The following is an 18,331-nucleotide window of genomic DNA, read 5'->3' on the forward strand; positions in this document are numbered from 1 at the left end:
ATAGATCCTGAATTAGCTGTTTCACTTTTTGTTGTAATATTGTATTCCTCAAGCAGACATCTTGCTTATTTTATAATAAGGAATCTTTGATGAGCGTTTATATTATTCGACCCAAAGCAACATCAGTAGCGCGATCGCTAAAACTTGCATCTAAAAAATTTACGCCAGAAAGCCGTCCAGCGCAAGTTGCAGAAGTTGTAAATTTTTGGCAGGAAAACCCAGTTCATCAAGAAATCGAAAGCTGGCTCAAAGATGCACAAAACTCAACTAGCCAAGTTTCAAAACACCCAGATTACTCAGGAATTACTGGGGCAAGTATTGTAGAAATGCCCGATGATCAAGCTCAAAGGATGCGTGAGGAGTTGCCTAATGCTTTAATTTTACGCGATCAGCCAATTGAGTTGATTGAGCCACAACGGAATGCAAATACTAAAGATGAACTCAGCATAGATGAATTGTGGCATTTAGATGCGATCGCTCTCAACATAGCCCGGCAAAATGGATTTACAGGCACTGGAAAAAGCATCACCATTGCTGTACTTGACACGGGTATTGACTCAACCCATCCAGAATTGCAAGGCAAGGTAACTGAATCTTATAGTTTTAATGACAGAAGTAAGCAGATCCAGTTAACAGTTTCACAGGATACTGATGGTCATGGTACTCACGTAGCTGGACTAATTTGTGGTCAACAGGTTGGTGTTGCCCCAGAAACTAAATTGATTGACGGCGTACTCATCCCAAGAGGTACTGGCAACTTAGCAAACTTTGTCATGTGGCTGGACTGGCTAGCACTTCGAGTAGACGTGAATATTGCCAATATCTCAGCAGGTCTTCCTGCGTATGCTCATGAAATAAGCGATGTCATTGATACTCTACTTGCAGTTGGGATACTCCCTGTTTGTGCTGTTGGTAACGATGGACGTAATAATACTAGAACACCAGCAAACTGTCGGAGTTCAGTTTCAGTAGGTGCGGCAAACTTTAATAGTAAAATTGCTAGTTTTAGTGGTAGTGGCAGAATATCTGTTAATAATCATTCTTATGACGTTCCTTATTTGGTTGCGCCTGGACAAGGTGTTTATTCATCAGTTCAAGGTGGTGGTTATGAAGCTTGGGATGGCACTTCAATGGCAACCCCAATCGTTTCTGATGTAGCAGCGTTAATCTTAGAGAAGTATAGTAAGCAAATTCCGGTATTAGATTTAATTGACGTACTGCTCACAAGTTGTAAAGATTTGGGACATGACAAAGAACGCCAAGGTAAAGGTTTAATTCAAGTAACCGCAGCCCTATGAAACTTAACGAAAGCCAAATTGCCAAAATTGATCCTCTGCTTGAAGAAGTTCTAATGCGGGCTAAGGGAGATGAGGTGATTCGGGCAATTATGAGTTTAGGTGACGAAAATAAACTCAAATTAAGTGCTAGGAATTCCCCTTTGGAACCTCAGCAATTTACATCATCTGAGGCTTATCGACAAGCATTGATCGATCGGCGAAAAAGCCAACTTGCCGAAGTACTGGGTGATACTATCCAACAACTCCAGCAACTTTCCTTGAAAACTCTTGGAGGTGGACTTAGCCGCGTTGTGGTTGTAGAAGGTTCGGCTGATGCAATTTTGCGCTCATTAGCACTATCTGGAGTTAACCATGTCAGCCTAGATCAACTGATTGCACTGCCGGAAATTGTACCAGATGCAGCAGTTAAACATTTTGCTGATATTTATATAAACACACTTAACCGCCCTTTAGATGAGAAGACCACAAAATTAATTTATCAAGCATCTGAGCAATATATTATTAACTACCACAAACGCCATAACAAGCTGCAAATACTGGGTATGCAGCAGCCTGTAGATTTGGATTCAATTTATATAGCTGTGCAATGTTTGCAGTCAGATGATATCCGGCGATTTGAATCAATTGAAGCTTTACAGAATCTTTTTAGCGAAACAGGAAAACGCGGGTTTCAGGTTGAAAAAGCTGGAAAACAAGAAGGTATTAAAGTTGCCAATGAGCAGCAATATTTAATGGTACTCGGCGCACCTGGTGCAGGTAAGTCTACATTTTTGCGGAAGATAGGACTAGAAGCACTCAAGGACAAATCTGGTGAATTGCAATATGAATGTATTCCGGTTTTTATTGAATTAAAACTATTTACGGAGAATGAAATCAATATTGAAGAAGTAATTAGAGAAGCATTTCGATCATGTCATTTACCATTCTTTGAAGAATTTACTACTAAAGCCTTACAACAAGGTAAGTTATTAGTTTTGCTGGATGCTTTAGATGAAGTGCCAACGGAAAATACAAATTTAGCAATCAGGCAAATTCAAAGCTTTGTCGATCAATACAAAAATAATCGGTTTATTATATCTTGTCGGACTGCTGCCTATCGATCGCAGTTTAGGAATTTGATGGAAATTGCGATCGCAGATTTTGAAGATGCTCAAATTCAGCAGTTTATTCAAAATTGGTTTTCTTCAGAGGTAGATAGACAAGCGAGAACTGCTGACAAGTGCTGGAAGTTAATCAAAACACAAGAACCAACTAAAGAATTAGCTAGAACTCCTGTATTGCTAACTTTTCTTTGTTTAGTGTATGACGAATCTCAAGACTTGCCTAAAAACCGAGCTACGCTTTATGGTAATGCTCTTGATATATTACTCAAAAAATGGGCTGCGGAAAAACGGATTCAAACCGATCCTATTTATCGTCAGCTTGGCATCGATTTAGAGAAAATCATGCTAGCTGAGATTGCATATCACAGTTTTAAATCAGAGCGGTTATTCTTGTCTCATCAAGAACTTGTGAGTCAAATCAAAGAGTTTCTCCACAATAACGACAATGCACCCAAGGATTTAGACGCTGAAACAGTTTTAGATGCGATCGCTATTCAACAAGGAATTTTAGTAGAACGGGCAAGGGATATCTATTCATTTTCGCATTTGACACTACAAGAATATTTGACAGCACAATATATACATGACTATCGCCAAGTTGAAAAATTAGTTACGGAACATCTTGTAGATGAACGCTGGAAAGAAGTGTTTGTACTAGCAGCTGGTTTAATGGGTGGCGGTGCAGATGAGTTGCTATTGTTGATGGAAAAAGCAGCACAAAAATATATTCAAAACAATAAATGGCAAATATTTCGCACAATGTCTAAATTGCAAACTTTACTCAAATGGGCAGAACAAGTAACAGTTAGATCTGAAGGAAATTATAAACCTGTAGGTAAACGTGCAGTCGCGATCTCCATTGCAATCACCAACACTATAGCCATCTGCATCAACAACGCCAACATCATTACCAACGCCATCACCTACTCCAACACCATCGTCAACACCATCGCCTACGCCAACACCATCGCCTACGCCTACGCCATTACCAACGCCAACGTTATCGCCTACGCCTACGCCACTGCCTACGCTTACGCCAACGCTATGGACAACACTATCGACAAGGCCATCGACAACGCCAACGCCATCGACAACGCCATCGACAACGCCATCAAATATACTGATGAACTAAAAAAATTAAAAATCTTTAATAGCCTCAATAGCCTAAACTTTAATGTGCTGCTTGCCCAACTAGAAGCACTTAAAGCTAAAATTCCTGATGATAAACAGCCAACAAAAGTGCGTCTGGCATTTGCTAAACATTTAGAACAAACCTTACTCAGTACTTTCAATCTCAATCAAGAAATGGTCAACTTATCTGAGGTAGAAATAAAAGCACTCGGCGATTATCTCTACGCTAATTACCTCATCATCCAGTGCAAACAAGCAGCAGTGCGGGTGTCGCCCCAAACCTGGGAAGCGATTGAGGCGCAAATGTTGTTAGTTCCAGGTGATTAAGCAACAATAGAAAACTGAAAAGATAGCCAAATAATACTCCATGAGTTCATTACAACAGGCTAAAGATATAAAAACTCGCACCTTTACAGCAATTTTGCACTGGAAAGAGGATGTTTATGTAGCTGAATGTCCAGAGGTGGGAACCGCCAGCCAAAGAGAGACGATAGAAGAAGCGATCGCTAATTTGCGGGAAGCAACGGAACTTTATTTAGAAGAGTTCCCGCTTGCTGAAGTCACTACGTTAAAAGTTTTTGTTAGTAAAATTTAAGTTGTCGTAACAAACACTCAAGCTGCTATAAGAAAAACTTAAACTGTTGCTACGACAACTTAAGCTGTTGTTATAAATGTTCAAGCTGTCGTTAGTAACGTTGAAGTTGTCGTAACCAATACTCATGCTTTTGTTATGACACTAAGTTTTGTCGTTAAGAATGCACAAGTTGTTGTTTTCTGTCTTCACCTATATATATGTCATGTTCTCTGTGAATGAACACCTCAGACAATGCTTGATAAGCTTCAGTCCAAGCTGTCATCACTTCTTCTGTAGCAGCTTTTCCTAAAACATCTTTCATAGCTTGCAGTAAACTTTCTCCAACAATAGGATATTGCTCTGGTGTAACATGAGTCTGCACATGACGATGGGCAATTTTTTCTACCATCGACTTTAAAGCAGCCAAATTATCAATTTGATTGGCATAGCTATAAACTGCTGTAGCTAATCTCGCAGGCTGAGAACCATCTGCTTGAGCCGCCATACTAAATTGTTCTCTAATCTCTGGATGATTTTCAAACATAATTTCATACATCCGAGTTGTAATTTGCTCACCGTTCTTTTTCAAAACAGGTGCTGTAGATTTAACAATATCTATTGTTTTTTGGCTAACCATAGTTTTTCAACCACTATAATGTTGATTGATTTCAATTTACTGTTTATTTTTAGCAGTTACTATGAGCTAGCTCATATATAGCAGGAGCCAAAATTCAGAAGTCAGCAGTCAGCCAGTGGGAAGAGTTATGGCTTTAGCGTAACGCATGAATATACAACTAATTCATGATGAAAATGTAGAATACAGTTGTATACATTTATAATTATTTAATATGCATACTCTTACTCCAAATTCAACAACAAAAGCGTGGGCTGGTGCGATCGCAGAACCAGTAAAAGAATTTCCCTCTACGCAACTACCAATTATTTCTGGCAAAATTCCAGAAGGTTTGCGTGGCACTCTTTACCGCAATGGCCCCGCACGACTAGAACGCGGTGGCATTCGCATGGGACACTGGTTTGATGGAGATGGGGCAATTCTGGCTGTAAATTTTACCGATGCAATTGCAACTGGGGTTTATCGCTACGTGCAAACCTCTGGCTATCAAAAAGAAGCCGCAGCAGGTAAACTACTCTACGGCAATTATGGGATGACTGCACCAGGGCCAATTTGGAATCAATGGCAAAAGCCTATCAAGAATGCTGCCAACACCTCAGTGCTAGCACTTCCAGATAAACTTTTGGCATTATGGGAAGGTGGAAAACCCCACGCCCTCAATTTACAAACTTTAGAAACTTTGGGTGAAGATGACTTAGGAGGATTAACAAAAGGATTAAACTATTCCGCACATTATAAGCGTGACAAGCAAACAGGGGAGATTTTTAACTTTGGCATCAGCCCTGGAAAAAATGCGACGCTGAATATTTACAAAAGTGATTCTACTGGGCGGATTATTCAACAAGCCGCATACCAATTAGATGGTATACCATTGGTGCATGATTTTGTTTTAGCAGGACAGTATATTGTATTTTTCATTCCGCCAGTACGGTTGAATGTTTTAGCCCTGCTAATAGGGATAAACAACTACAGTGATTCTCTAAAGTGGCAACCTCAATTAGGAACTCAGATTTTAGTTATCGATCGGGAAACTTTATCTGTGGTGAGTCGTGGAGAAACCGAACCTTGGTTTCAATGGCATTTTTCTAATGGTTATGTAGATGCTAGTGGTTCAGTAATTGTGGATATTGCTCGTTATGAAGATTTTCAAACTAACCAATATCTCAAGGAAGTCGCAACAGGTGAGACTCACACCTCGGCGAAAAGTACACTAACACAAGTTCATCTTCATCCTCAAACTGGTAAAGTTACGTCAATTCAACAATTATTTAACGAATATTGTGAGTTTCCGACTGTACCACAGCAACATGTAGGGCAAGCTTCGCGGTACACATATATGTCAACATTCCGTTCGGGAACAGATATTAGCCAAGAATTATTAAATGCGATCGCCCGCTTTGACTACAAAACCGAAACCCTTGCTGAAGCAGATTTTGGAGAGAACCGTTATCCTTCAGAACCCATCCACGCCCAATCTACCCAAAACCCCGAGCAAAGTTGGGTGCTAACGGTTGTCTATGATGGTAATTGTCATCGTAGCGAAGTTTGGGTATTTGATAGCGATCGCTTGGATGCCGAACCCGTTTGCAAACTAGGATTACCCAGTGTCATACCCCACAGCTTCCACGGCACTTGGAACCCAGCCTAGTAAACCTTTTGATTAAAAACGAATAGCATTCAAAATCAAAAATCCTAAGTAGCCTTGGCAGATGCAATTAAATATAAGATCAAACCTCACCCTCAATCCCTCTTCAAAGTATCGGAGAGGGAAGCCGGAGACAGGGTGAGGTTTTATATTTAATTTGATCCACTTACTTACCAGAAAAACGCGACTACTATGCGATTTTAAAAGTGATGACAAGAAATGTACTTTATCAGAGTATGAAGAAGATAACAGGATACTAAAATTATCTTCTATTCAATTTCAAATTTCTCTATCAGATATTTATGATAAAGTTGAATTTGAGCCTAGAGAATAACCTCACTCTAATTGCTTAACTAGGCAACAACATAAATATCGGCATCAGTCATTTAGATTTTGGCGATCGCCATTGCAAAGGGCGGGTACGCCATCGCACCTGTTTAATCTCGAGCAAAGAAGCGTTATTGACTTGTATACAACATTGCAGAAAACTGTATTGTATTTCGACAGATGTATTGTCAAAATTGCAATACATATTAAAACCAGTCAAGCAATTTTAGATTTATTCTGCCTACTACCCGCATTTCTCACAAGCTCTAAAGCGATTGATGATGAGTAATAAGTAATGGGTAATGAGTAATAAGTAAAAGAACAACAGGCGCAATACCAGTGCAAGAACTTGTAAATTCTTACTCTTTACTCCTTACTCATTACTCATTACTCCTCCATTCGAGGTGTGGTGAGAAATCCGGGTACTAGAGGCGGATGAACCGTAAGGAAAAAATATCCCGGGATTTATAATTGCCGCTATGCAAACAAAAACTGTCTACGCAGACTTGGTTGATATAGCCTTAAACTTCCATTACACAAAATGGAGTATTTTAGTGTCTACAAAAGTTAAATATATGGTTAAAAGTTGTTTTATATTGATATTTTATGAGAAGTTAATATTTACCTACAATTACCAGTAATGAGAATCCTACTTATTGATGACCATGAATTAATTCTAGCTGGAACCTTTAATTTACTTCAACAGCAATATCCACAAGCAGATATTGTCAAGGTAAAAACAGTATTTGAAGCGCGAGAAGAGATTGCTACTTCTTCCTTTGACCTAATTTTTATGGATTTATCAATACCTGAAGAAATAGGAATGACAGCCCAAATTGATACAGGTATCAACTTACTTCAACAGTTACTTCAGAAATATCCCCAGCAAAACTTTTTGGTGCAAAGTAGTTATGTCAAGGCATTAGTCAGGATAAAATACGAGATTGATGAGCATCAAGGTGGATTTGCGATCGCTGATAAAGGATTATCAGAACAAGAAATGTTAACTCGTGTCTATATAGCAATCCAAGGTGCAACCCACACACAAGACATCAAAAATGGTTTGGAACTAAAGCCAGAGTGGTTAGATGTTTTAAAATTGGCATTTGAAGAAGGATTAACAGATAAACTAATATCCGAACGGATGTTTAGGTCTGAACGTGCAGTGCGTACATACTGGACAAAAATTCAAGATGTTCTCGGACTTTATCCAGAAGATTGCAAAAAAGAGGGGAAAAATATACGGATTCAAACAGAGATTCGCGCTAGAAAAGAAGGATTAATTGATTAGTTATTTACGATCAACTATAGAACTTTCAACGATAAACCAGTGAAATCTCAATTCATGTCTGATGCTTATGATATGGATTAATTGGAGGACAATTCAAGCTGAAATCAAAATTTTGCTCCTAGCATCACTTCCAGGCACAGCATTTTTGATAATCATAATAACTGCACGGTTATGTGGTTTATTGCAAGATTATGAACTGATAATGCTGGACACATTTTTGCGATCGCGTCCTCTAGAAGCAACCGACGGCAAAGTTGTAATTGTTGGCATTAATGAAGAAGATATCCGCAGTGTAGGAAGCTATCCAATTCCAGATAGAGAAATTGCCACACTAATTAAAAAAATACATAAATATAAACCTACTGCAATTGGTCTTGACATAGTTCGAGATTTACCTGTTGAACCTGGTCATCAAGAATTAGTCCAGGTATTTCATGATTATAAAAATTTAATCGGCATTGAAAAAATATTGCCTCCAGATCCAATTTTAGCACCGCCACAATTACCACCGGAGCAAATAGGTTTTTCTGACATAGTAGTAGATAAAGATAATAAATATCGTCGTTACCTACTTTCAACATTAGCACCTAAAAATTCCAAAAATCCTAAACAATATAAATATTCTTTTGGGATACAACTAGCAAAAGCTTATTTATCTGCCCAAAATATTAATATTGAGAATGGAATTATTGACGAATCAACAATCAGATTTAAAACTACAGAAATACCTGCTTTTTCATCTAATTCTGGAGGCTATGTCAACGAAAATGATAGCGGATTAAAAATATTAATAAATTTCCGCAATAGTAAAAAACCATTTAATATTCTTTCATTGACTGATATTAAGAATGGTAATTTTAATCCCAATTTACTTAAAGATAAGATAGTTTTGATTGGTATTGTTGCTAGCAGTGCTACTGATTTTGTAAATACTTCTGCAATTAATCATCAAAAAATCTGGGGACAAATCTATGGAATAGAATTTCATGCTCATGCTTGTTCCCAAATAATTAATGCAGTTATTAACGGACGACCATTATTAAAAGTTTGGTCAGATGAGTGGGAATATTTGTGGATAATAGTTTGGGGTTGTTATCCAATAATTCTTTTTTGGTTAACACAATCTTTATGGAAGAACTTATTAGCTGTAGTTGTAGTAGCTTTAGCCTTATTTGGCATTGGTTATTTACTTCTTTTCTACGGTTGGTGGATTCCCATAGCACCAAGTTTATTGACTTTAACAGTAAATGGGTTAGGGTTGAGTGGATTCGCATTCGCTTTATATCAAAATAACCAAGTATTTAAAATTAAAATGAACGAACGCCAACATACAATTGAACATGCATTTACTGTGATTCATAATGGGCCTCTACAAACTTTAGCAAATGTTTTGAGACAGATGCAGGCTCAAGACTGGTCACAGGAGGAATTAAGATCGCAGTTAGAAAAACTAAATTATGAAATTCGAGAAATTGGTGAATATTTAAAGCTGGAGGCTTTATCTCAAGATGAAAGTCTCCGTTTAGGTAGCGGGTTAAAAATTGACTTAAAATGCCCAATTCATGAACTTTTTTATGTAGTATACTCTAGTACGCTAGAAAGATCGGATTTAGAATACTTAAAGAATATCAAAGTCAAAATCCGTAGCTTTGAACCAATAGATGAGAAGTATTTAAGCGTTGAGAATAAACAGGAACTTTGTTTATTTCTGGAAGAAGCTTTATGTAACGTAGGTAAACATGCTCAAGGTGTCAAATGTATTGAAGCTATTGGGAAGAAAGACAATGATTCCTATACTCTTAAGATTCAAGATAATGGATCTGGGCTGATTTCATATTTGGAAAGTAAAGGAACAAAACAATTAAAAAATATCGCCAAAAACTTGAGTGGTGATTTTAAACGTGAAACTCTTTCTCCCAAAGGAACTATATGTCAAGTAACTTGGAAATTAGCGAATAGAAATAGTAGTAGTTAACGAGCTAATAAAAAAATTAAATTTAGCTTTAATTAAGCAACTTATCAATATTAGATTGGTAACTAATTATATATTTGGCTTATTATGGTTTTTAGCAACAGTTGCGATCGCAAACCTGTAAGCAACTATAAAACAAGCGGATCTAGTAGAGAGTGTCCCAGCTTGAGTAATCAGATTCCGCTAGACATTACACCTTCTACACATCATACTTTTGTCGCGTAACTTACTATAAAAACATCAAAAAATAGTCTTGGGTGGGCAATGCCCACCCAAAATTGTTATCCAATCACCTCAGCAGTCTTCTTCTTATCCAACTTGAGAATCAACACTCCCAAAGGTGGCAAACACAAATCTAGCGAATAGGGACGACTGTGCAAAGACCAATCATCTGTCCACTTACCGCCTAAGTTACCCATATTGCTGCCGCCATACTGACGTGCATCGCTATTGAACAACTCAGTATAAAATCCCTTTTGCGGTACACCGATGCGGTAGTGAGAATGAGGTTGCGGTGTAAAATTGCAAACCACGATCGCAAAATCATCAGAATCTTTGTCACGACGGATGAAGGAAACTACACTATGGCGATTATCGCTACAGTCAATCCACTCAAACCCCGGTTCAGCAAAATCTTGGGTGTATAAAATCGGTTCAGAACGGTAGAGATGGTTCAATTCCTGGAAAAACGTTTTTAACTGTTGGTGTGGCTCATGCTGTAATAAATGCCAATCCAAATCTGCCCAAGCATTCCACTCACTCCACTGCCCAAACTCCATGCTCATAAACATGGTTTTCTTGCCTGGGTGAGCAAACATATAGGCAAATAAACAACGTATATTAGCTAACTTCTGCCATGTATCACCCGGCATTTTACCGATGATATTACTCTTGCCATGCACCACTTCATCGTGAGACAGAGCCAGCATAAAGTTCTCACTGTGGTTGTACCACATACTAAAGGTGATATTGTTTTGGTGGAACTGACGGAACCAAGGGTCCATGCTGAAGTAATCCAGCATATCGTGCATCCAGCCCATATTCCACTTCAAGTTAAAGCCCAGTCCGCCTGTGTAGGTGGGCCAAGATACCATTGGCCAAGAAGTAGATTCTTCAGCAATTGAAAGAATGCCAGGGAAATAGCTAAAAATAATGTGATTTACCTGACGCAGAAAATCTGCTGCTTCTAGGTTTTCTCTACCACCATACTGGTTGGGCAGCCATTCTCCTGGTTCGCGGCAATAGTCGTTATAGAGCATCGAGGCAACAGCATCGACACGAATCCCGTCAATATGATACTTGTCAAACCAAAAGAGGGCATTTGCTGCTAAGAAATTACTGACTTCATGCCGACCGTAGTTGAACACTAAAGTACCCCATCCTTTATGTTCGCCTTTGCGGGGGTCAGCGTGTTCGTAGAGGTGGCTACCATCAAAGAAAGCTAAACCATGTCCATCTTTGGGGAAGTGCCCGGGAACCCAATCTACAATTACCCCTATATCATTTTGATGACATTTATCAATAAAATACATGAAATCTTCAGGGCTGCCAAAACGGGAGGTGGGGGCATAGTACCCAGTTACTTGATAACCCCAAGAACCATCAAAAGGATGCTCCGCAATGGGAAGTATTTCTATATGCGTGTATCCCAATTCTTTGACATAAGGAATGAGTCGCTCGGCTAGTTCCCGATAGGTAAGAAAACGTGCGCCCGGTTTAAGTTCAGAAACAACAACTACTGGTTCAGTTTCACCATTTGGTAGTTTAGCAGGTTCGGCACTCGAAGCGTGTAACCAAGAACCTAAATGCACTTCATAAACTGAGACGGGCTGGGTGAGGGGGTCAGTGTGCCGCCGCTTTGCCATCCAGTCTTTGTCATCCCAAGTATAAGCATCTAAATCAGTGACAATAGATGCCGTTTTCGGGCGGGGTTCCTGCTGGAAACCGTAGGGATCGGATTTTTCGTAAATGTGTCCTTCAAAATTTTTGATTTCATATTTGTAATGCTCTCCCACACCGATTTCAGGAATAAACAATTCCCAAACTCCGGTGGGGCCTTTACGCATTTGGTGTTTCCGTCCATCCCAGAGGTTGAAATCTCCCAACAATGAAACGTTACGAGCGTTGGGTGCCCAAACTGCAAAATAAACGCCCTTAACGCCGCCTATTTCCGCGGTATGCGCTCCCAGTTTTTCGTATATCCGGTGATGGTTTCCTTCACTAAACAAATGCAAATCAAAGTCTGTCAAGTTGGGCGAACGGAAGGCATAAGGGTCATAAGTGACACGTTCGTGTTCCCCTTCTTTAATCCGTAACTGGTAGTTTGCCAGTTCTGGAGTATCAATTGTGCATTCAAAAAAGTGGGGATCGTGGACTGTTTGCATCGGGTATTCTTTCCGTTGCTCAGGAAGAACCACCCATACTGCACTTGCATTTGGTAAGTACGCACGCACAGCCCAGACAGTTTTGCCGTCTTGTTCTATGGGATGAGAACCTAGTATTTCAAAGGGATCGTTATGTTGATTCCAAACGATACTGTTAACCTGCTCAGGGGCGATCGTGGTCATGGACATGAAGCTACCTAAGTAAAATAATGTGATTGACTAAATCTACTTTTTTAATATCTATATATATTCTTTACATTTATTTGCATTTTGTCGCCACCGTTATCGTACATCAGAATTGGGAATTGGGAATTGGGAATTGGGAATTGGGCATCGGGCATTGCACAGAGGACTAATGACTAATGACTAATGACGATTGACAAATTTATCAAAAATTTAAAAATGGGAAAAACTGAAGTAAGGTTTTACGTAGGCGAAGCAAGAAAATCTGATCCCGAATTTTTGGGTCTAGTTTTGGTGGTGGGACTTCTTGAAGCTGCGCCTGTAGTTGTATGTATTCAGCAGCTGTTAGCAAGCTTCCATCAATTGGCGATCGCGCTTCTATGATAATCTGTGTCCTTAATATTTCTTCTGGCGTATCCTCTGGTGGCGGTAATGCTATAACCATTGATTCCCAATTGCCAATTAACACAATAAAAGTTGCAATAATCACAATCAATCGCAGGAATTTTACTGCCTTTCTCGCTTTAACTCTCCCCATCTCCTGAACTGCATCTACAATGCAGTCTGAAAATCTGTTTCCCCATTCCCCATTCCCCATTCCCTATTCCCTATTTCCAATAAAAATCTGGCAACATCAAGGTATATCACTATGTCTCTTCTAATACAGAATAGACTACAGGGAATGCTCTTGAGCAATTGCCAGCGATCGCAATGAATTATTTTGTCCTCTCAAAACTTATTTAGGAGTCTAAGGGATTGCAAATACTAAATCAGGAAAGTATTTCACCCCTAAATGGCTTAGATACAAGGGACTCTACTCCTTTTTCCTTGGAATAAGGTTCAGTCAGGCGAGAATTTTAGACGGACACTTGGTTGACGAGGTAATCCTCATCACCAGTGCCCTTTACTTACTGCCCTATTTAGCTCATATTTGAGCAAACTCTACGCTCTGATACACCAACAGAAAAATATAGGTTTTTAATGGTGATAAGCGTTGTTACTAAGCTGTTTTGGGCATGATTTAAACTAAAGCTTAAAATGCCTTATTTAGGAGTAGCACTAGGGGTAGTACTGGGAGTTGCTGCGGGGGTAGTTGCAGGAGTAGCTGGGGTAGTTGCAGTAGGTGTAGACCCAGCAGGTGCATCAGTTGGTTCACCTGTAGCAGATGGAGTACTAGTACCACCGCCACTACCACCGCCTTCACAGGCTCCGAGAATTGCAGCGAGACTTAACATTAGAGCAAAACCAAAGATTTTTGTTTTCATAACTCCTCTTTCACCAATTGTGGCTAGAACAATTTTTCGCCTGTTGAATACGATACCGTATTTATTGCTTTTTTTTAAATGTTAGGAGATTACACACTTAAAAAAACAATCCTTTGGGGTATTCTTTTACAGGTTAGTTATCATCCAGCGATCTGATTAGTTTCTCTTAACTCAGGAGCAAAACAAACAGAAATTACCAAATTTTCTAGTAAAGCGAGCTATCATAGCAAAAATTTTATTTTTTTCATGGAGTATTGCATCTTGCTGCCTTAGATTGCCATACTTTAGGTGCGATACCTAAAGGGCAAGCTGTCCAGTTGCTAATCACCGATTGCAAACATTGGTAGAGCTAGCTATTAGAAGAGTTAAAACGGTGTAGTCTATCTATGTGTACTTGTTGCCCATATAAGACAATTCATAACTTTAGCAAAAACAGACAATCAAGAAAATCAATCTAAAGTACAGTATTTTTCATCTAAAAAAATTTATGGTAGTTGCTCGTAAATCTGCTATTTCTACAAAAGGTAATTGGTTCCAGCGAAATTCTATCCTTTCTTTAGGGAGGCGACGCTCTAAGGCTATGGAGTCAGCTGCAAGGAGCGCTTCTACACCAGCTACACCAGCTACCCCAGCTACACCGCTATCGTCTCCAACACAACAGCGTTCCTCGAAAAATTTAGCGACTTCTTCCACAAATCAGGCAGTTATACCTAAATCGGTAAAAAAGTTGGGTAGACAACAAGCGCCAAATCTCAATGAGAAGTCCAATGCAATTCAGAAGAGATCGGGGGTAGATTTTCTTCGCTTTCCCGAAATAGCTAATTCTGGAACAGCACCTTTATGGTTGTTGCGCTTGTACACCTTTCATCGTTATTCGACAGTTTTAGCTTTCTTGTTAGTAGCATCGACACTTGCCGTTTATGGCTGGACGGTATATTCTCAAGAGCTTTGGGGTAAGTCATATCGCAGACTGCAAAACCTCCAACGTCACGAGCGGATGTTAACGACAACCAACGCCACCCTGACAAATAAAATGGCTAAGGAAGCGGAACAATCAACAGCAGGGCTAGTATCACCAACTCCTGAAGGGATGATTTTCTTGTCTCCACCATCTCATAGTCCTAAGTCAGCACCGTCTAACATAACGCCAAGTTCTCAAACGCAACAGCAAACGCTCTCGCCACTGGGATACTAATCCCTAAGAGTCAAACCCAATGCAGAAGTCACCAAGCAGAACAAAATCAAGAAAGTTTCGGAATTCAGCATTCAAAAGGCAACACAAGGGTTCTAAACAAGGATTTTTAGGGGCACTTGCCTCTAATATTCAAAACCAAACATCTAACACTAATTCCCGACTGTTTATAGTTTGGGGCGTATTAATGGCAGCAGGGTTGGGGTTGGGTATCAACTTGTATAACCTGCAAATTGTCAAGGGGTCAAAGTTAACTCAGCAGGCACGAAACCAGCAAATGGTGAATTTGCGACCTTTTATGCCCCGTCGCCCAGTGGTAGATCGTAATAACAATCTGTTGGCTATTGACCGTCCTGTATATACTTTGTATGCTCATCCTAAGCTGTTTGATAAGTCTAATGAAGAGATGGCAGAGCGGCTTGCCCCAATATTGGCAAAAGATACTGCTGACTTGGTGAAAACTTTTCAAAGCAAAAGAAGCGGAATTATCCTTGCTCCAGCCCTACCAGAAGAAATTATCGATCGCGTGACTTCTTTGCGCTTAAATGGTTTGGAGTTAGTTCAAAAATACTCCCGATTTTATCCGCCAGATGATTTGGTTTCTGACGTAGTGGGCTACGTGAATCTTGACCGTCGTGGTCAAGCAGGGGTGGAATACTCTCAAGAGAAATTATTAGAACGTCCTGTGCAAACAGTACGGCTGAGTCGTGATGGTAATGGGGTTCTGATGCCTAATCATGCCCCGGAAGGCTTTTTGCATTTTGATGATTTGCGATTGCAACTCACTATTGATAGCCGTCTGCAACGAATTGCCCGTGTTGCGCTCAAACAACAAATGGAAAAGTTTGACGCTAAACGTGGGGCGGTAATTGTGATGGATGCCTTGGATGGTTCCTTACTCGCCCTCGTTTCTCAGCCTACCTATAACCCTAATGAATACGCGAAAGCTAATATTTCCCTATTTAAAAATTGGACGGTAGCGGATCTTTATGAACCGGGATCGACTTTTAAGCCATTGAATGTGGCGATCGCTCTCGAAAATGGCATCATCAAACCAGATGATATGTTTAATGACTCCGGTTCTATTCGAGTAGCTAATTACACCATTAAAAATGCGATGAATAATGGTAATGGGCGAATCAGCATCGCTCAAATTTTGCAATATTCCAGCAACATTGGCATGGTGCAAATTATTCAACGCTTAAAGCCTTCAATCTACTACAACTGGTTAGAACGCTTGGGTTTAGGACAAAAAGTTGATACAGATTTACCTTTTGAAGTCGGTGGGCGGCTTAAAAGTCAAGAAGAATTTATCGCTTCGCCAATTGAACCAGCTACTACTTCCTTTGGACAAGGTTTTTCGATGACACCGATACAGCTAGTGCAAATGCATGGTGCTTTAGCCAATGGCGGTAAATTGGTTACACCCCATGTAGTTCGGGGGCTGATTGATACCAAAGGGCAGATGCATGATTCACCCTCTCGTACTATCTCACGCCAAATTTTCTCAGCCGCAACCGCCCAAAAGGTTGTGGAAATGATGGAAACTGTTGTTAATGAAGGCAGTGGGAAGGCGGCACAAATTCCTGGATATCGCATTGCTGGTAAAACTGGTACAGCCCAAAAAGCTAGTCCTAATGGTGGTTATATCAAGGGTGCTAGAATGACCAGCTTCGTGGCTATTTTACCAGTGGAATCTCCTCGCTATGTAGTGTTCGCACTGGTGGATGAGCCAAAAGGAGAAAGTGCTTATGGTTCTACCGTCGCCGCACCAATTGTAAAATCGGTGATCGAAGCACTGATTCCTCTTGAGGAAATTCCACCTAGTAAAGCAGTTGAGCAACAGCCAAAAGCGCCGTAGGGAGGAGGCAGGGGGCAGGGGGCAGGGGAGCAGGGGGCAGGGGAGTAGGGGGACAAGGGGAATAACTATACTCAATGCCAATTCCCAATCCCCAATTCCCAATTCCCAATTCCCAATGCCCAATTCCCAATTCCCAATTCCCAATCCCTTTGAAACCTAATCTTTGTTTATAACCAGGGAAAGAGGTACAGACGGCTACTGGTATGGAAACCTAGTTATTAGAGGTGAAACTAACTTCTCACTTTTCTAAAGCTACCGAAGATTTCATGCAAAGCAATTTAGTTATATTTCCTAATGGTGGGGCTGCGAATAATCACACGCAAACACAAGAGAGAACAATTAGCAATTACGATCGCGCTGAGGAGCAATTTATAGAACTGCTAGCAATGGAGGATTTGGATCATCAACTGGATGTAAAACCTGCAATAGCTAGTGACTTTGAACAGGCACTCTCAACAGCAATTCGTGCTACCTATAAAAACGATCGCTCTGATGAACAGGCTCATCGTTTTCTGCAACGGATACTTTATCGAATTAATCGGCTGAAGCTGTTTTGGTACGACGATTTGCGGCACTATACCAATGAGCGATCGCTTTATTTATGCTTATGTCGTGACAAAATTGAAGCTGCTTGGCAAAGGTGGGAACTGTCGCATATTGATGTAGCAGCGCTGCAAGAATTGGATGTCAAACACGCTTTAATTGAGCGTGCATCTGCCGATTTAAATCCGCCTTTGTCGGAGAGTACCCGCTATATTCGTGAGGATATGACTGAAGCTGGTTATCGTCACCTGTTAGCGATCGGCTCGTTGGATGGCTTGGTTGAAGCTAGTCATATTTCCCGAGTTTTGGGTGGTGCTGCTAATGAAGTGCAGTGTACGCTGATCCGCGTGTTAATCGAAGAATACGGCAATGGTCGTTTATCTCGCAAGCACTCTACATTTTTTGCCCAAATGCTTGCTGAATTCGGAATGAACACTCAACCAGAGGCATATTTCGATTTAGTACCTTGGGAAGTGTTGGCTTCTACCAATCATAACTTTCTCCTGACTGAGCGCAAACGCTACTTCCTGCGTTATAGCGGCGGTTTAACCTATTTTGAAGTGGCTGGGCCTGCGGTTTACAAAAATTATATGTTGGCAGCGCAACGATTGGAACTTTCTGAAGTAGCAGTGGGTTATTGGGAACTGCATATCAGGGAAGATGAACGCCACGGGCGTTGGATGTTAGATGATGTAGCTTTGTCTCTAGCAGAAAAATATCCTAATGATGCATGGGAATTACTGCTTGGCTACGATCAGCAGAAATTTATGAGCGATCGCGCTGGTAATGCTGTTGTGCGATCGATACGCGAAACAGAATCAGCCGCTTTAATTGTCTGAATCAATCCCAAAAATTACAAATAGCAGGTTCTTCTTAGCGTTTTAATTTGACATTTTTACGTCATTTTATTGGCAATTTGCCTGCAAGC

13 protein-coding genes are annotated in these 18,331 nt (G+C 40.3%); 9 read left to right on the plus strand and 4 right to left on the minus strand.

Features of this window, described 5'->3' with window-relative positions:
* The first annotated feature begins 89 nt into the window (after nucleotides 1–89).
* The 3 genes from RMZ41_RS09585 to RMZ41_RS09595 are packed head-to-tail and all read left to right on the plus strand — an operon-like array spanning nucleotide 90 to nucleotide 4,127.
* Nucleotides 90–1,298: a S8 family peptidase gene (locus tag RMZ41_RS09585; protein ID WP_322640081.1), complete on the plus strand. Its 1,209-nt coding sequence runs from the start codon at nucleotides 90–92 to the stop codon at nucleotides 1,296–1,298.
* Nucleotides 1,295–3,859: an NACHT domain-containing protein gene (locus RMZ41_RS09590; protein ID WP_322640082.1), complete on the plus strand. Its 2,565-nt coding sequence runs from the start codon at nucleotides 1,295–1,297 to the stop codon at nucleotides 3,857–3,859. The genes RMZ41_RS09585 and RMZ41_RS09590 overlap by 4 nt, the downstream gene beginning before the upstream one ends.
* 40 nt (nucleotides 3,860–3,899) lie before the next feature.
* Nucleotides 3,900–4,127 carry a type II toxin-antitoxin system HicB family antitoxin gene (locus RMZ41_RS09595; protein ID WP_322640083.1) on the plus strand — a complete coding sequence of 76 codons (228 nt, stop codon included), beginning with the start codon at nucleotides 3,900–3,902 and terminating at the stop codon, nucleotides 4,125–4,127.
* Nucleotides 4,128–4,281: 154 nt separating this feature from the next.
* On the opposite strand, the gene RMZ41_RS09600 is transcribed toward RMZ41_RS09595, so the two are convergent.
* Nucleotides 4,282–4,743, minus strand: a complete 462-nt coding sequence (locus RMZ41_RS09600) for a globin domain-containing protein (RefSeq protein WP_322640084.1) — start codon at nucleotides 4,741–4,743, stop codon at nucleotides 4,282–4,284.
* A 211-nt stretch (nucleotides 4,744–4,954) separates the two neighbouring features.
* Here RMZ41_RS09600 and RMZ41_RS09605 point away from each other — a divergent pair, with 211 nt between their 5' ends.
* The 3 genes from RMZ41_RS09605 to RMZ41_RS09615 all read left to right on the plus strand — a co-directional run bounded on the left by RMZ41_RS09605 (nucleotide 4,955) and on the right by RMZ41_RS09615 (nucleotide 9,978).
* The gene (locus RMZ41_RS09605) at nucleotides 4,955–6,388 is read left to right on the plus strand and encodes a carotenoid oxygenase family protein (RefSeq protein ID WP_322640085.1); all 1,434 of its coding nucleotides are present in this window, start codon (nucleotides 4,955–4,957) and stop codon (nucleotides 6,386–6,388) included.
* A 964-nt stretch (nucleotides 6,389–7,352) separates the two neighbouring features.
* Nucleotides 7,353–8,003, plus strand: a complete 651-nt coding sequence (locus RMZ41_RS09610) for a response regulator transcription factor (protein WP_322640086.1) — start codon at nucleotides 7,353–7,355, stop codon at nucleotides 8,001–8,003.
* 181 nt (nucleotides 8,004–8,184) lie between these two features.
* Entirely contained in the window at nucleotides 8,185–9,978 is a 1,794-nt protein-coding gene (locus RMZ41_RS09615; protein ID WP_409875032.1) for a CHASE2 domain-containing protein, read from the plus strand.
* Between the two features lie 278 nt (nucleotides 9,979–10,256).
* Here RMZ41_RS09615 and glgB read toward each other — a convergent pair whose 3' ends face one another.
* The 3 genes from glgB to RMZ41_RS09630 all read right to left on the minus strand — a co-directional run bounded on the left by glgB (nucleotide 10,257) and on the right by RMZ41_RS09630 (nucleotide 13,807).
* Nucleotides 10,257–12,548 carry a 1,4-alpha-glucan branching enzyme gene (gene glgB, locus RMZ41_RS09620; protein WP_322640088.1) on the minus strand — a complete coding sequence of 764 codons (2,292 nt, stop codon included), beginning with the start codon at nucleotides 12,546–12,548 and terminating at the stop codon, nucleotides 10,257–10,259.
* Nucleotides 12,549–12,747: 199 nt separating this feature from the next.
* Entirely contained in the window at nucleotides 12,748–13,080 is a 333-nt protein-coding gene (locus RMZ41_RS09625; protein ID WP_322640196.1) for a hypothetical protein, read from the minus strand.
* A gap of 505 nt (nucleotides 13,081–13,585) precedes the next feature.
* The gene (locus RMZ41_RS09630) at nucleotides 13,586–13,807 is read right to left on the minus strand and encodes a hypothetical protein (protein WP_322640089.1); all 222 of its coding nucleotides are present in this window, start codon (nucleotides 13,805–13,807) and stop codon (nucleotides 13,586–13,588) included.
* A gap of 487 nt (nucleotides 13,808–14,294) precedes the next feature.
* Here RMZ41_RS09630 and RMZ41_RS09635 point away from each other — a divergent pair, with 487 nt between their 5' ends.
* The 3 genes from RMZ41_RS09635 to RMZ41_RS09645 all read left to right on the plus strand — a co-directional run bounded on the left by RMZ41_RS09635 (nucleotide 14,295) and on the right by RMZ41_RS09645 (nucleotide 18,242).
* On the plus strand, nucleotides 14,295–15,002 hold the full coding sequence (locus RMZ41_RS09635) for a hypothetical protein (RefSeq protein ID WP_322640090.1): 708 nt from the start codon (nucleotides 14,295–14,297) through the stop codon (nucleotides 15,000–15,002).
* Nucleotides 15,003–15,021: 19 nt separating this feature from the next.
* Nucleotides 15,022–16,860: a penicillin-binding protein 2 gene (locus RMZ41_RS09640; protein ID WP_322640091.1), complete on the plus strand. Its 1,839-nt coding sequence runs from the start codon at nucleotides 15,022–15,024 to the stop codon at nucleotides 16,858–16,860.
* A gap of 266 nt (nucleotides 16,861–17,126) precedes the next feature.
* The gene (locus tag RMZ41_RS09645) at nucleotides 17,127–18,242 is read left to right on the plus strand and encodes an iron-containing redox enzyme family protein (RefSeq protein ID WP_322640197.1); all 1,116 of its coding nucleotides are present in this window, start codon (nucleotides 17,127–17,129) and stop codon (nucleotides 18,240–18,242) included.
* Nucleotides 18,243–18,331 lie beyond the last annotated feature (89 nt).

Origin of the sequence: Nostoc sp. DedVER02, assembly GCF_034530675.2 — a bacterium.
Lineage (GTDB): Bacteria > Cyanobacteriota > Cyanobacteriia > Cyanobacteriales > Nostocaceae > Nostoc.